Origin of the sequence: Bacillus sp. BS3(2021) (assembly GCF_021043345.1) — a bacterium.
GTDB lineage: Bacteria > Bacillota > Bacilli > Bacillales > Bacillaceae > Bacillus > Bacillus paralicheniformis.
This window is the reverse complement of record NZ_JAJNDM010000008.1, coordinates 179,087-192,665: the sequence shown is the minus strand read 5'-3', so window position 1 is coordinate 192,665 and position 13,579 is coordinate 179,087. Positions and strand designations below refer to the sequence as shown.

Here is a 13,579-nt window from a genome sequence, read left to right as displayed (position 1 = left end):
GCCGAGCATCGGAGCGGAGCGAATGTTAGAATTCGTGAGCACCGACGCGCAGGCCTGACAACGAATGCGAGGGTTTGTCGACACGCTGAAGGCAGCAAACAATTGCTGCCTTTACCTTATTTGCTGCTACCTGTTTTCAAATTAACAATCAGCCACACAACTTGAATAATGAATGGAAATATAAATGCAATCAATAAAACGATAAACGCTATTAATTTAAGCTCAGGCGTTTGAGTAACACCGGCGCCATCAACATCTCTCAGCCACACGAGAGCCGTCCCCATTACAAAAACGGCCATCCAAAATATGTTGCAAATCCACCAAAATATCCATCGTTTTTTCACAAAACCATTCCTTCCATTTCTACACTGTATCTGCTTCTTCTGTCCGCATGTGAACCCGTTATCACGGCCATAAGATGCATCTTAAAAATCCCCCGCATTTCCAAACAATAGAAACCCGTTTCATTCTATCATATTCGAGAAGCTTTCACACTTTGACACTGCATTACATCACATTCTTAAATTCATTTCTTTCACATCCATTTAATCTATTGTAAAATAAATAAGAGAATTCTATAAATTAATGGCAGAGGAGAAGATCATGAAAGCCGTATTTTTTGATTTAGACGATACATTGCTCTGGGATGAAAAAAGCGTCAGCACAGCATTTTCCAAAACGTGTCTTAAAGCTGAAGAAAAATACGGAATCCATGCGGAAGAATTTGAAGCAGCGGTCCGCGAAGCAGCGCGAAAGCTTTACACGTCTTATGAAACATATCCATACACCGTCATGATCGGCATCAACCCATTTGAAGGCCTGTGGTCAAACTTCAGCGAGCCGATCAGCGAAGGCTTTCAAAAACTGAACAAAATTGTTCCTGAATACAGAAAAAACGCATGGACAAACGGATTGAAGGCGTTTGGCATCGACGATCCCGCCTTCGGGGAAGAACTCGGCGAATATTTCGCCGCAGTGCGCCGAAAGAGCCCTTTCGTGTATGAAGAAACATTTGCCGTTTTAGATGAACTGAAAGGAAAAGTAGAGCTTCTTTTGCTGACAAACGGCGATCCGAGCCTGCAGAAAGAAAAGTTGGCAGGCGTACCGGAACTTGCTCCTTATTTTAATGAAATCGTCATTTCCGGTGAATTCGGAAAAGGAAAGCCTGATCCAAGCATATTTGAACACTGCCTCAGCCTCCTCGGCATGACAAAGGATGATGCCGTGATGGTCGGAGACAACTTGAACACCGACATTCTCGGGGCTTCCAGAGCGGGCATTCAAACCGTCTGGGTCAACCGCAAAGGCAAAAAGAATGAAACTGACCTTACACCCGATCACGAAATCAGCCATTTGAGCGAACTGTTCGATATCCTCCGCGGAAAAACAGCCGACAAACTAAGCAAAAAAGCATGACTCCCGAGCGGGAATCATGCTTTTTTCTCGTTTATTTCTTTGCTTCTGCAACGGCTTTTTTAATGAAGTCTGCAAAGGCAACTGTTTCTGATTTTTGCTCTCCGTATTTGCGGACGTTGACGGCTTCGTTTTCAACTTCCTGGTCGCCGACGACAAGCATGTACGGGATTTTTTGCATCTGTGCTTCACGGATTTTATAGCCGATTTTCTCGTCACGGATATCGACTTCAACACGAAGTCCTTCACGCTGCAGGCGCTCTTGAACTTTTTTGGCGTAGTCAAGATGCACGGACGGCGATACAGGGATGACCTGGAACTGAACAGGGGCAAGCCATGTCGGCAATGCGCCTTTATGCTCCTCAATTAAGAAAGCGACAAACCGTTCCATTGTGGAAACGACACCTCTGTGAATGACGACCGGACGATGAGGTTTTCCGTCTTCTCCGACATATGTCAGATCAAATTTTTCAGGAAGAAGGAAGTCCAGCTGTACAGTTGACAGTGTTTCCTCTTTTCCGATTGCTGTTTTGACCTGAACGTCAAGCTTCGGTCCGTAGAACGCCGCTTCCCCTTCGGCTTCGTAATAATCGTGTCCGATCTCGTCCATCGCTTCCTTCAGCATCGATTGCGCTCTGTTCCACATTTCATCGTCATCGTAATATTTCTCTGTATCTTCAGGGTCGCGGTAAGACAAGCGGAATGAGTACTGCTCAAGGCCGAAGTCTTCATACACTTCCTGAATCAGGCGGACAGTGCGGATGAACTCTTCCTTAATTTGATCGGGACGGACGAAAATGTGCGCGTCATTCAAAGTCATCCCGCGAACACGCTGCAGACCTGAGAGAGCGCCTGACATTTCGTAGCGGTGCATCGTTCCGAGCTCCGCGATCCGGATCGGCAGTTCACGGTAGCTGTGAATGTCGTTTTTATAAATCATCATATGATGCGGACAGTTCATCGGTCGAAGCGTCAATGTTTCATTGTCCATTTCAATCGGAGGGAACATTGTGTCTTGATAATGATCCCAATGCCCTGACGTTTCGTAAAGTTCTTTGCTGCCAAGGACAGGTGTATACACGTGCTCATAGCCGAGCGCAAGCTCTTTGTCAACGATATAGCGCTCGATGACGCGTCTGATGGTTGCACCCTTTGGCAGCCAAAGCGGCAGCCCTTGCCCTACCTTTTGCGAAATCGCAAACAGCTTCAGTTCTTTTCCGAGCTTTCTGTGGTCGCGTTCTTTTGCTTCCTCAAGGAGGCGAAGATGCTCATCAAGCTCCGCTTTTTTGAAGAAAGCCGTACCGTAAATGCGCTGGAGCATCTTGTTGTTGCTGTCTCCGCGCCAGTATGCTCCCGCAAGGCTCAGCAGTTTGAACTCCTTGATTTTTCCTGTCGAAGGAACGTGAACACCGCGGCACAGATCGAAGAATTCGCCTTGCTCATAGATCGATACCGTTTCACCTTCCGGAATCGCATCAAGCAGTTCCAATTTCAAATCATCGCCGATTTCGGCAAACCGGGCTCTGGCTTCCTCACGGCTGACTTCTTTTCTTACGATCGGCAGATTTTCGCCAACGATTTTTTTCATTTCCTTCTCAATCTTCGGAAGGTCTTCCGGAGTCAGCGCTTCTTCCATATCCACATCGTAGTAGAAGCCGTTTTCAATGACCGGACCCACGCCGAGCTTCACGTTTTTATACAGGCGCTTGATCGCCTGGGCCATTAAGTGTGCAGTACTGTGGCGCATGATTTCAAGCGCTTCTTCGCTGCCTTCTGTAATGATTTCGATGGCGCCGTCCTCAAGGATCGGTGCGCGCAGATCGATTTCTTTGCCGTTTAATTTCCCCGCTATTGATTTTTTCTTTAAGCCGGGACTGATTGATGCCGCGATATCTTCTGTTGTCGTCGTTTTTGCAAACTCCTTAACCGCTCCGTCAGGAAATTTGATTTTTACCATATCTGACATCCTAGTCACTCCTTTTTTTTTACAAAATAAAAAATCCCCGTCCCCCTATGAAAGGGACGAGGATTAATAAACGGAATTCGTGGTTCCACCCTTTTTCCCGAAAACGCAAAAGACCCGTCGCGCTCTCGGCTTTCGGTTCTGTAACGGGAAGTCCCGTCAGTCATTACTAGACACATTGTCGTTCACAACTGATGTTCAAAGGCGGTAAAAAAATGCTCCTTGGCTTAAGAGACTTTCAGCCGTGGTCTCCCTCTCTGTCAAACCGGTGTTCATCTTTTCATGTCCTTATCGATACATAATATCTTTAAGTTTACATCGTATTATAAATCGTTTTTCACACAAAATCAAGAATGCTCTTCCAAAATGTTTTCTCGCGGATGAAAGGCGTCAAGCGAAAGAATCCGTACGCGCTCCTGAAAAATATTTTGAATGGTCTGAACCATGGCGTGTTCCCGGTCTTCTGTATAGAGGTCTATTTTTTCCGGCGCAATCGATACGAGCGGAGCCAGGAGATGGGAATCAATATACATCGGGTGTTCTCTTACGAACCGCCTGTCTATGTATTTTTTTTGTTCCCGTTCAGAAATATACTTTAATTCCCACAATACAAAATAACCGTCGTGCACAATGCGGACATGGTCAAGCATCGGCTCTTTCGACATGACGTAGTCTCTCAGCGATTGAATGAATGTCTGATATTCCTGTTCCATTTTATACTCGTCGATTGCCGCCTCCACATAAGACCTGAGGCGTTCATAATACCTCCCGAGGCGAAATGTCATAAAAGACCGAATGGAAAAGACGTTTTCCTCAAGACAAATCGTTTGGAGCTCCTGAATGATGTAATGTTCGCGAGGGGTGTCGTCCTTGTTGAGAGGAAGCCCTTCAAGTTCGCCCTCCATAATGCTGTGGGCCAGTTGAAGAATCTGCTGCTGTTCATCCCGGTCCAAAAAGTAATAATCGCCTTCAATAACCGAAAGCATGTATTCGTCTTCTTTGCATTCTGTAAAAAATCTCGTCAGAACCGGCTCAATATAGGCCTGAATACTGACAGAGGAATGGGTCTTTTCAATTCCGATCTTCCCTGGTGCTTCGTGAATCTTGATATGCCGGTTCGCATCCGCATTGCGAAGGAGATGCAAAAACGCGGCTGTATCATAATCATCTTCAAATGTAATTTCAAGCATGTTTGTCCCCCCTAACAACATCTGATACATGTATATGGGGGTGACAAATAAAATAGACGTAAAAAAAGGATGAGCCCTTAATCGAGGAGCGCCTGCACTTTTTTTCTGAACAAAAGAGGCACGGTAATGAATATCAAGTAAATTGCCGCTGTAGCTGCAATTGCTATGATGTCGCCGGTCAAGAGGCTTGACCCGAGCACATTTAAAATAACGGTGCCCGGAATGATGCCCGCAGCCGTCGCCAGGGCAAACGACAGGGGCTTCACTTTTGACACGCCTGCCGCATAGCTAACCGCGTCAAAATGAATCGGCGCGAGCCTCAAGAGCAGAATGCAGAAAAAGCCGTTTTTCCGCAAAAGCGTCCGCAGGCTGTCAAGCTTCAGCGGCATGTGCTGAAGGTTTCCGCCGAGCCTGTATGCAACAGCGAATGACAAAAATGCACCGCCCGCCGCACCGATAAAAGAATACAAAGAGCCAAACAGCGGACCGAATGCGAGGCCCCCGCTGACGGCGAAAACGGAAGCAGGTAGCAGCAAAAACGGCCGGATCATCAATAATCCGATATAGATGAGCGGGGCGAAAATCCCGAAGGATAAGACGCCTTCTCTTATATGAGCGGGGCTCAGATTCAGATATTTCGCATTCAACCATAGTCCGGCCGCCGCGATTACGGCGATAACCGTCCATTTGGCCAAGGTTCTTTTTTGCATCTTCTTCATCTCCGTAATTGAAGCTCGGGATCATGTGATTACTGACGCCGGTTTTTCCCGTCCAGCCGGACAGGCGTCGCTAAATACAGTACCCTCTCCATCAGCCTTGCCGCTTTCACCTCTTCTTTTTCGCCCCTTTGCGAATAGGTGAAATGGTGTTTCAGTTCATCAGGGTCAAAGTTGGAAGAGAAAAACGTCGGCAGCTGATGAGACATTCTGTGCTGAAGGATGGCGCCAAGCACCTCATCCCTCACCCAGCTTGACATGGACTCCGCACCGATATCATCGAGCATTAGAATCGGCGTAGACTTGACCATCTCAAGCTTTTCTTCAAGCGACTGATCGTGTATCGCATTTTTCAGTTCCCTGACAAATTCGGGGACATAGACGAGAATGGATGGATGGTCCTTTGCCGCAAGCTCGTTGGCGATGGCGGCCAGCATAAAGGTTTTTCCGACCCCGAACTTCCCGTAGACGTAGATGCCTTTTCCCTTTCCCGTTTCGTTATAGTCATGCAAAAAGCCCGTCACAAGCTGAAGGACCTTTAATCTGCTCGGATCATCTCCGTCAATATCGGCAAACGTAGCATTCAAGAGATCCTGTTGAATATAGATGCTTTTAATCAGCGACCGCTGTCTTTCCCTCTCGTCCGCTGCCTTTTTTTCCGGACACCTGTCATATTGAACATCGATCGTTTTTCCGTTCATCACAAGCTTTGGATGATAACCTTGAATCAGGTTTTTGCACTCTTTCAGACTCGGGCAGTCTTGGCATGCTTTGCTTTGCTGTGTAAATTCATAAAGCTTGTTTAGGCTCCTGTCGATCATTCCTTGATCCACTTCTGACTGGCGGCTGTTTAAAAACTCCTGAACATCCTTGTCAGAGAGCACTTTTTCTTTCATATCTTCAAGGCGTTTTTGAAAATCGGGTCTCGTCGTCACGCCTTGCAAAGCGCGTTTAATCGGCTCCATCATCTTCACCTCACATTAAAGAGCGGAATGGTTTTTCAGTTTTTTTATTTCTTCGAGCAGCTTCTGCTTCTGTTGGTCAAAGCCTTCTCTCGTTACGGAACCGGCCGGCTCTGTTTCGAGCGGTTTGCTGTCGGCTTCGTCACTTTCCCGAAGCCAGTCAGGCAGCTTTTCTTCCCTGATGACTTTCTTGTTCCGGGAAGGCTTTTTCTTCCCTTCCGCCCATTCAAGATATTGGCGGTTTTCTTCTTTCGCAAGCTTCATGGCCTCTCTAACCGTGCGAACGTTTTTTCTGGCCCAGTGAGAAGCTATTTTTTGGGTGTAATTTTTCGAAAGCTTCATATCGGTTTTCAGCATGACATAATAAATCAGAACATTGATGACGCCGGGCTCTAATTTTTGGTCAAGCATTATTTCTTCTATAATTTTCAGATCGGCTTTGGATGGTTCCGCTCCGCCGCCGATATCCTGCAGCAGCTTTTTCGGCGATACCTGCTCAAGCAAAGCAATCAAATTGTCTTCCTTGGCATTCGTTGACGACTGTTGATTCGGCTGTTCGCGGAGATTCATCGGCTGCACTTTGTCGACGAGTTCCGGAAGCGGGCCGCTGCGCTCGATCTGATACCAGTCGCTCGCCGCTTTTCTGAGCGCTTCTGTCGTGATCGTATCGTGCTCATCAACGGCTGACATGACGACGTTTTGCATCTGAAGCGGTTCGATCCCGTAGAGAAAGGCGAGCTTTTTAATCGTTTCCTTCACTTGGTCTGACAGCGCTTTTCTCGGAATAAGCGTGTCGGATAAACCGGCGAGAAACAGTTGAAAGTCAAAGGCGTCGTCTGTGACCGCCGCCGGTTTGCCATTCCCTTCTTTCATCCATTCACGATCTTCGCGAAGCTCCATCGCTTCGATCATATCGTCAGACATCTTCCATTCGCTCGGCTGGACAGATGCAAAAACTTCGTTGAAAGAACGGGTGATATCCCGTGCTTCTTCGGGAACAGACGGGTGGGAAAAGTATTCTTTCAGCTGCTGAAACCTCGCTTTTCCGACGCGGTTGTACAAGAAGACATTCAGCATGCCGTCCTGAAAGAACTCATCCGGTCTGAGCGGCGGAATCAATTCATATATAAACAAACGCTCGTCTTCCGTTTCTTTCATATAAGTTTTCAACAGTCCGATTCCCTCAAGCTTTTCCTTCTCTGAGTGAATCGTCTTCAGGTTGGTCTGCATCGCCGCCATCAGCTGTCTGTGAGTCGAGCTTTTCCCCCAGACTCTGTTTTGCTCCAGTTCCCCCCACAGCGTGAGAAACAAGCTGAATGAAAAAGAGCCGATTAGAGGCTGATACAATAGCGTGACAATTTGCCGGTCCAAGTCCTGAAGCAATCCGCAGCTTTTGACAACGTACGGATCGACAGGAAGCAAGTCTTTCCAATAATTACTCATATCTTTTGTCAACCTTCCACTTTGTTTCTTGTCCTCATTTTACACCTTTTTCAGGCCTTCATGTCACACGACCGTGGTTTTATCATGAGAAAAGAGCTGGATTAATTTACAGCTCTTTACCGTTCTTTCTTTATTAAGTCTTTCAGCTCGTCGATAAATACGTTAATATCTTTAAATTGGCGGTATACTGAAGCAAACCGGACGTATGCGACTTCGTCGATTTTCGCAAGCCGGTCCATCACCATTTCTCCGATCATATCGCTTTTCACTTCAGCAACGCCTTGATTTCTAAGCTCTTTTTCAATTTCAAAGCAAATATCCTCAAGTTGCTTTAAGGCGACAGGGCGTTTTTCGCACGCTTTGATCAAACCGCGGAGCATCTTCTCGCGGCTGAATTCTTCCCGGATTCCTTCTTTTTTTACGACGATGAGCGGAATTTCTTCCACTTTTTCAAATGTAGTAAATCGATAGTTGCATGATTCGCATTCGCGTCTTCTGCGAATCGATCTGCCTTCGTCAACGGGACGGGAGTCCAAAACCCTCGTCCCGTTATGCTGACATGCTGGACATTTCATTTTTTCAGCTCCCTATTCAATTGTTTGAATGTACAGATTTCTGCAGCTTTCCGTCCAGTTCGCTGTATAGCGTCGAGACAAGCCCGCGGCTGTAGCCAAAATCGGTCGGCAAAAACGTTTCCGTTGACACATTAAAATCCACCGCTGTATCAAAAGGGCGAATCGACACGACTGTCGCCACCACAAAAGCTTTTCTCGTTTTTTTCACCTCGGCGCTGATTTCTCCTCTTTCTTCCGACACCGATGTCACCTTACAGCCGTCAAGGCCTTCCAGCACTTCCTTTACAGCATTGAGCGCTTCTTTTGACGCCGCTTTATAATAGCGGCTCTTCATCTTGTCCGAAGGATGGCGGTCAGACGTTTCGGCGTGTGTAGAAAAAAACCGGTGAATGTTTTGAAAAAGACTCATATCCCCTGTCCCCTTTGTCTTTCTTCTCTATATTTTATTAAAAAAATGGTTGATTTCCAAGGGAAAACAAATTAGGGCAAGAGAATGCCGGGGAGAATATGTTTCGGGGATTGTCGCGAGAGGAAAGAAAAAGGAGCGGATTTTAAAAGCGGTGTCCGCTTTTTCATCCAGCTCCTCTATCGGCATTAAAGTGCCTGTGCTTTGGCGTTGGCCTGTTTCACCTGAACAGGTCCCATGCCTCTCGGTATTTCAATGTTCTCTCTTGTTTCTGCTCTTAATTCTTCTGCGATATAATCGGCAGCTACGTTCGGATCTAAATCTCCGCAAGTATAAACATCAATGCTGGCATATCCGTGTTCAGGAAAACTGTGAATGGTCAAGTGAGATTCAGAAATGATCACAACCCCGCTTACACCTTGAGGTGCAAACTTATGAAAGGCTACCTCACGTACCTCAGCACCTGACTTCAGTGCCGCATTTACAAACGTTTTTTCAATAAAATCCATGTCATTCAGCTTATCAAAATCGCATCCCCACAGTTCGGAGATAACGTGACGCCCCATTGTTTCCATAGCATGGACCCCCCTTAACAAGAATTAGAAAAGTGAATTTCCAAGCAACTGAACCGGTCATTTACCACGGGGGAAAGTTAGTCCGGAGAGGTCCTAACCCTTTAAGTAATGCCGAAGCGCTCACGAACTAGAAGTTCACGAAAAATAGTATACTTTGTTTGAATATTTTTTGCAAGGCGGTTTTATCATTTGATGGTTAAGGGGTATTTATTTTTTATCCGTCCATGCTCTTATTTTATACAGCCGAAGGGTGTTTCATTCTTGAAGCCACGTATCTGATTAAATCGACAACCCTGCACGAATATCCCCATTCGTTGTCATACCATGCGAGCACTTTCACCTTTCTGTTCTCAAGCACCATTGTTGAAAGGCTGTCGATCACCGCCGAGTATGGATTCGTATTAAAATCGGATGAGACAAGCGGTTCATCGCATACATCGAGGATCCCGGACATCGAGCCTGCCGCCGCCATTCGGAACGCTTCATTAATATCTTCTGCCGTCGCATCGCTTTTTAAATCAGCCACAAGGTCAACGAGTGACACATTTGAGACGGGAACGCGCAGGGCCAGGCCGTGCATTCTTCCTTTTAAATGCGGCATGACAAGTGACAGCGCTTTCGCGGCGCCTGTCGTTGTCGGAATGATCGAAGAACCGCAGGCGCGCGCCCTTCTCAAGTCTTTGTGCGGATTATCAATATTTTTTTGATCATTTGTAAATGCGTGAACAGTGGTCACCAGGCCGTTTTCAATGCCAAATGCATCATCAAGCACTTTTGCGACAGGAGCGAGACAATTCGTCGTACAGGAAGCGTTTGAAATAATCGTATGACGCTCCGCATCAAATTCGCGTTCATTGACGCCCATCACGATTGTGATGTCTTCATTTTTCCCCGGCGCTGTCAAAATAACTTTTTTCGCGCCGGCTTCAATATGAGCTTCCGCTTTTTCCTTCGCGTTAAATTTCCCCGTCGCTTCTACGACGATGTCGATCCCGTATTGCGCCCACGGAAGAAGTTTAGGGTCCCTCTGATTGGTCAGCATGACCTTTTTACCGTTAACGAACAGGCAATCGTCTCCAGCGTTTACATCAAGCTCATATCGGCCGTGATTTGTGTCATACTTTATTAAATGAGCGAGCGTTTCCGGAGGGTAGCTCGCATTGATCACTGCAATGTCAATCTGTTCATCAAGCATCGCTTTTCTAAACACCATTCTGCCGATCCGGCCGAATCCGTTTATCGCAACTTTCACTTTCATCAAATATGCACCCCTTATTTTATGTCATTCCACATCATGATTTATTCAAAATAAGTATAACACATTATTTTTAATTAGCCATACCATTTGTTTCTTTTACAGCAAATTTACGCAGTTTTTGTGAAACAGTGAACAAATAACTAGAAAAAATCGGCATTAAAGCATATATTTCAGATACATCTTTAGTGCTACAATTTCCAACGGCGCCAAATTTTCACACGACAGAAGGCAGTGTCTTCAAGAAAGGACAACCATGAAACTGACCAAAAACATATATTTTATCATTTCTTTTTTGGCTGCGGCCGGCATTTATTTTTTTATAGGAACAGCAGCTGCTTCCGCGGCGAACGAAGATTATCCGAAACAGATGATCAGGCTGGAAAGCTTATCAGGCATAAACATCACGCCCGCCGGGAATCAAGATAATGCACCGCTAACAGCAAAACAGACGAGCGGGGAAAAAGCAGAAAGATGGAGGCTGGATACGTCTGACGGCAAACAGTTCAAAATCAGAAATATGGATAACGGCAAAATTATCATCCCTTCCCATTACGCGTTGTCAAACAATAATCCCGCTGTAGTCTACTATGACAATTCACGAAAAGAAGAGTTGTGGAATATTATCGGGGCTGACAAAGACGGAAACGGAGACTTTATCACGTATAAAATTGTCAGTGCGCAAAACAACAGCCTTGCCCTGACACTGGACGGCAGCGGAGTGAAGCTTGCCAAATATACAGGCAGCTCCGTCCAAAAGTGGAAGCTTCCAAGCGACGGTCTCGAAGGTTTCGCGGGCTATGCAAAGGAAACGAATGGCAAGCAGAAAACAGGCACAACCGGCGGCCTGCTTGGAAAAGTCGTCTATGTCAACAATCTGGGCGAACTGAAAGCCAATATTGGAGGTTCAACGCCCCGCACCATTGTCGTCTCCAGCAATATCGGCGCTTCAGCCAAAACGGTATTGACGGTGGGTGCCAATAAAACAATCATCGGCTCGTATGAAAAACATAAGCTGAACAACATTTACTTTAAAACAAAAACGGACTCAGGCAACGTGATTTTCAAAAATCTGATCATTGCACATGATGCATTCATAAATGAAAACAACGACATCCCTGTTTACATTACCGATTCGAGGAATTACTGGATTGACCATGTCACATTCCAGGGCCACAGCTATTCAGCAAACGGTCACGATCTCGACAAGCTCTTATACATCGGCGCTAAAGCCGATTACGTCACACTGTCTCACAGCACATTCACAGACCACAGGTACGGCTTGATTCTCGGCTGGCCTCAAGATGACAAGCAATACCACAGTATATATAATGGATATCCGCGGATGACAATCAGCCACAACCGTTTTGAGAATCTCTATGTCAGGGCGCCCGGGTTGATGCGTTACGGCCATTTTCATGTGAAAAACAATTATATCAACAATTACCATCTAGGCTTCACGATAACGACATTGGCCAAAATTTATTCTGAAGCCAATTACTTCGGTACGGGCAGCGAGAAAGGCATACTTGATGATTACGGAGACGGCTCATTTAAAGATGTCGGATCATATCCGGCGATAAAAGGACAGAAATCGCCTGAAACAAGCTGGAAACCTTCATCCAACTACAGCTATCGGACGATGAAGGCAGGCAATGCCAAAGCTTTTGCCGAACGGTATGCAGGTGCACAACGCACCGCGCTGTATTATGCGAATTACAGCCAGTTTAAAAACGACTAATAAAAAAGTGAGCGCAATTTCGCGCTCACTTTTCAATATTTGACCATGTATCAAGCAGCTGATGAAGCTGCGCTTCTGTATCTTTCAGACTGCCGCTGTTATCGATCACCGCGTCTGCCTTTTTCTTTTTTTCGTCAAGAGAATGCTGGGCGTGAATTCTGTTCAGCGCCTCGTCTTCAGTGAGCCGGTTTCTTTTCATCAGCCGCTCAAGCTGAAGCTCCATCGGCACCCAGACGACGATCACTTTATCTGTCAAATGTTCAAGCCCGCTTTCATATAAAAGCGGAATATCGAGAACAACAAACCGTTCACCGGCCCGGATGGCTTCGTCGCGCTGTTTGATCATCATTTTTCTCACTTCCGGATGGACGATCGCATTTAACTGCATCCTCTTTTCTTCGTTAGTAAAAACAATTTCTCCAAGTTTTCTCCGGTCGATACCGCCTGTTTCAAGCAGCACGCCTTGACCAAATGTCTCTGCGATTTTCTGATAAGCGGGCATCCCTTGTTCAACGGCCTCTTTCGCGATCACGTCCGCATCGACGACTGTGATGCCGCACTGCTGGAACATTTGCGCGACAGTACTTTTGCCGCTGGCAATCCCTCCGGTCAACCCGATGACCAATGTCAAAGGCCTGCACCTCCTTCTTACAGTTTCCAGATGCCGATCATAATCAGCAATATACCGGGAAGAAAGGTCAGTTTATCCATCCAGTTCCATTTCGATAAAAATCGCCCCGCCTGTATTCCGCAAAATACGAACAATGAGCTCATGATGCCTACCGTAATGCTCATCGGTACAGGGGAAAAGCCGAGCGCAGCCGCGCCGATCCCTGCTCCGAACGCGTCAATAGAGAGGGCGAAACCGAGAAGGAAAGCTTCTATACCGGTAATGATTCCTGATTTATCAATGTCGGCGCTTGTCGGTTTTCTTAAAATGTGTATCACGATTCCGAGCGATTTCAATTCAAGGTTGATGAGCGTTTTTTCAGAGAAGACGAGATCCTGTTCTTTCTCCGGCCTGAAAAACTGATACAGCACCCATGCGCCGATCCCCATTAATATGACGGCTCCGAGCCTTTCTGTTACGACAACGGGCAGGAATTTCGCCAAAAGGGTTCCGATCATCATGGCAATATACATCACGGCACCAGAGCAAAAAGCAATAATCAAAATCGCTTTAAATGGGATTTTCAACTTTCGCAATCCGTAAGTAAATCCGACTGAAAAACTGTCCAAGCTGACGGCAAATGCCAGCAGCAAGAAAGATGCAAACATCATATCAGGCTCTTCCTTTCTGTTGATGCGAGCAGTTAAGTCATGCAGCCTAAAGGCAGCTT

Annotated in this window: 14 protein-coding genes; 2 read left to right on the top strand and 12 right to left on the bottom strand. The window is 46.3% G+C overall.

Annotation, left to right across the window (positions count from 1 at the left end; all coding sequences use genetic code 11):
- Positions 1 to 116: 116 nt before the first annotated feature.
- Positions 117 to 344: a DUF3923 family protein gene (locus tag LQ247_RS17880; protein WP_020452536.1), complete on the bottom strand. Its 228-nt coding sequence runs from the start codon at positions 342 to 344 to the stop codon at positions 117 to 119.
- 259 nt (positions 345 to 603) lie between these two features.
- On the opposite strand from LQ247_RS17880, the gene LQ247_RS17875 reads away from it, so the two are divergent.
- On the top strand, positions 604 to 1,416 hold the full coding sequence (locus tag LQ247_RS17875) for an HAD family hydrolase (RefSeq protein ID WP_020452537.1): 813 nt from the start codon (positions 604 to 606) through the stop codon (positions 1,414 to 1,416).
- A 31-nt stretch (positions 1,417 to 1,447) separates the two neighbouring features.
- On the opposite strand, the gene thrS is transcribed toward LQ247_RS17875, so the two are convergent.
- From thrS to LQ247_RS17830, 9 genes are all read right to left on the bottom strand, one after another.
- Positions 1,448 to 3,379, bottom strand: a complete 1,932-nt coding sequence (gene thrS, locus LQ247_RS17870) for a threonine--tRNA ligase (protein ID WP_020452538.1) — start codon at positions 3,377 to 3,379, stop codon at positions 1,448 to 1,450.
- Between the two features lie 344 nt (positions 3,380 to 3,723).
- Positions 3,724 to 4,566: a putative sporulation protein YtxC gene (gene ytxC, locus LQ247_RS17865; RefSeq protein WP_020452539.1), complete on the bottom strand. Its 843-nt coding sequence runs from the start codon at positions 4,564 to 4,566 to the stop codon at positions 3,724 to 3,726.
- A gap of 77 nt (positions 4,567 to 4,643) precedes the next feature.
- Positions 4,644 to 5,276: a TVP38/TMEM64 family protein gene (locus LQ247_RS17860; protein WP_026579089.1), complete on the bottom strand. Its 633-nt coding sequence runs from the start codon at positions 5,274 to 5,276 to the stop codon at positions 4,644 to 4,646.
- Positions 5,277 to 5,314: 38 nt separating this feature from the next.
- Positions 5,315 to 6,247: a primosomal protein DnaI gene (gene dnaI, locus LQ247_RS17855; RefSeq protein ID WP_020452541.1), complete on the bottom strand. Its 933-nt coding sequence runs from the start codon at positions 6,245 to 6,247 to the stop codon at positions 5,315 to 5,317.
- Between the two features lie 15 nt (positions 6,248 to 6,262).
- Positions 6,263 to 7,687 carry a replication initiation and membrane attachment family protein gene (locus tag LQ247_RS17850; RefSeq protein WP_023855478.1) on the bottom strand — a complete coding sequence of 475 codons (1,425 nt, stop codon included), beginning with the start codon at positions 7,685 to 7,687 and terminating at the stop codon, positions 6,263 to 6,265.
- A gap of 116 nt (positions 7,688 to 7,803) precedes the next feature.
- The gene (gene nrdR, locus LQ247_RS17845) at positions 7,804 to 8,262 is read right to left on the bottom strand and encodes a transcriptional regulator NrdR (RefSeq protein ID WP_020452543.1); all 459 of its coding nucleotides are present in this window, start codon (positions 8,260 to 8,262) and stop codon (positions 7,804 to 7,806) included.
- Positions 8,263 to 8,278: 16 nt separating this feature from the next.
- The gene (locus LQ247_RS17840; RefSeq protein ID WP_231006359.1) at positions 8,279 to 8,671 is read right to left on the bottom strand and encodes a cytosolic protein; all 393 of its coding nucleotides are present in this window, start codon (positions 8,669 to 8,671) and stop codon (positions 8,279 to 8,281) included.
- A 185-nt stretch (positions 8,672 to 8,856) separates the two neighbouring features.
- Positions 8,857 to 9,243, bottom strand: coding sequence for an adenosylmethionine decarboxylase (gene speD / locus LQ247_RS17835; protein ID WP_020452545.1), 387 nt, complete (start codon positions 9,241 to 9,243; stop codon positions 8,857 to 8,859).
- A 235-nt stretch (positions 9,244 to 9,478) separates the two neighbouring features.
- Positions 9,479 to 10,501 carry a glyceraldehyde-3-phosphate dehydrogenase gene (locus LQ247_RS17830; RefSeq protein ID WP_020452546.1) on the bottom strand — a complete coding sequence of 341 codons (1,023 nt, stop codon included), beginning with the start codon at positions 10,499 to 10,501 and terminating at the stop codon, positions 9,479 to 9,481.
- Between the two features lie 253 nt (positions 10,502 to 10,754).
- On the opposite strand from LQ247_RS17830, the gene LQ247_RS17825 reads away from it, so the two are divergent.
- Positions 10,755 to 12,239, top strand: a complete 1,485-nt coding sequence (locus LQ247_RS17825; protein ID WP_145930150.1) for a pectate lyase family protein — start codon at positions 10,755 to 10,757, stop codon at positions 12,237 to 12,239.
- Between the two features lie 25 nt (positions 12,240 to 12,264).
- Here LQ247_RS17825 and coaE read toward each other — a convergent pair whose 3' ends face one another.
- Both coaE and ytaF read right to left on the bottom strand, forming a co-directional pair.
- Positions 12,265 to 12,870 carry a dephospho-CoA kinase gene (coaE, locus tag LQ247_RS17820; RefSeq protein ID WP_020452548.1) on the bottom strand — a complete coding sequence of 202 codons (606 nt, stop codon included), beginning with the start codon at positions 12,868 to 12,870 and terminating at the stop codon, positions 12,265 to 12,267.
- A 17-nt stretch (positions 12,871 to 12,887) separates the two neighbouring features.
- Positions 12,888 to 13,520, bottom strand: a complete 633-nt coding sequence (gene ytaF / locus LQ247_RS17815) for a sporulation membrane protein YtaF (RefSeq protein WP_009329359.1) — start codon at positions 13,518 to 13,520, stop codon at positions 12,888 to 12,890.
- Between the last annotated feature and the right edge of the window lie 59 nt (positions 13,521 to 13,579).

Coding starts and splice junctions, on each gene's coding strand:
- LQ247_RS17875 (WP_020452537.1), top strand. CDS start 604: ATGAAAGCCGTATTTTTTGATTTAGACGATACATTGCTCTGGGATGAA.
- thrS (WP_020452538.1), bottom strand. CDS start 3,379: ATGTCAGATATGGTAAAAATCAAATTTCCTGACGGAGCGGTTAAGGAG.
- ytxC (WP_020452539.1), bottom strand. CDS start 4,566: ATGCTTGAAATTACATTTGAAGATGATTATGATACAGCCGCGTTTTTG.
- LQ247_RS17860 (WP_026579089.1), bottom strand. CDS start 5,276: ATGCAAAAAAGAACCTTGGCCAAATGGACGGTTATCGCCGTAATCGCG.
- dnaI (WP_020452541.1), bottom strand. CDS start 6,247: ATGGAGCCGATTAAACGCGCTTTGCAAGGCGTGACGACGAGACCCGAT.
- LQ247_RS17850 (WP_023855478.1), bottom strand. CDS start 7,687: ATGAGTAATTATTGGAAAGACTTGCTTCCTGTCGATCCGTACGTTGTC.
- nrdR (WP_020452543.1), bottom strand. CDS start 8,262: ATGAAATGTCCAGCATGTCAGCATAACGGGACGAGGGTTTTGGACTCC.
- LQ247_RS17840 (WP_231006359.1), bottom strand. CDS start 8,671: ATGAGTCTTTTTCAAAACATTCACCGGTTTTTTTCTACACACGCCGAA.
- speD (WP_020452545.1), bottom strand. CDS start 9,243: ATGGAAACAATGGGGCGTCACGTTATCTCCGAACTGTGGGGATGCGAT.
- LQ247_RS17830 (WP_020452546.1), bottom strand. CDS start 10,501: ATGAAAGTGAAAGTTGCGATAAACGGATTCGGCCGGATCGGCAGAATG.
- LQ247_RS17825 (WP_145930150.1), top strand. CDS start 10,755: ATGAAACTGACCAAAAACATATATTTTATCATTTCTTTTTTGGCTGCG.
- ytaF (WP_009329359.1), bottom strand. CDS start 13,520: ATGATGTTTGCATCTTTCTTGCTGCTGGCATTTGCCGTCAGCTTGGAC.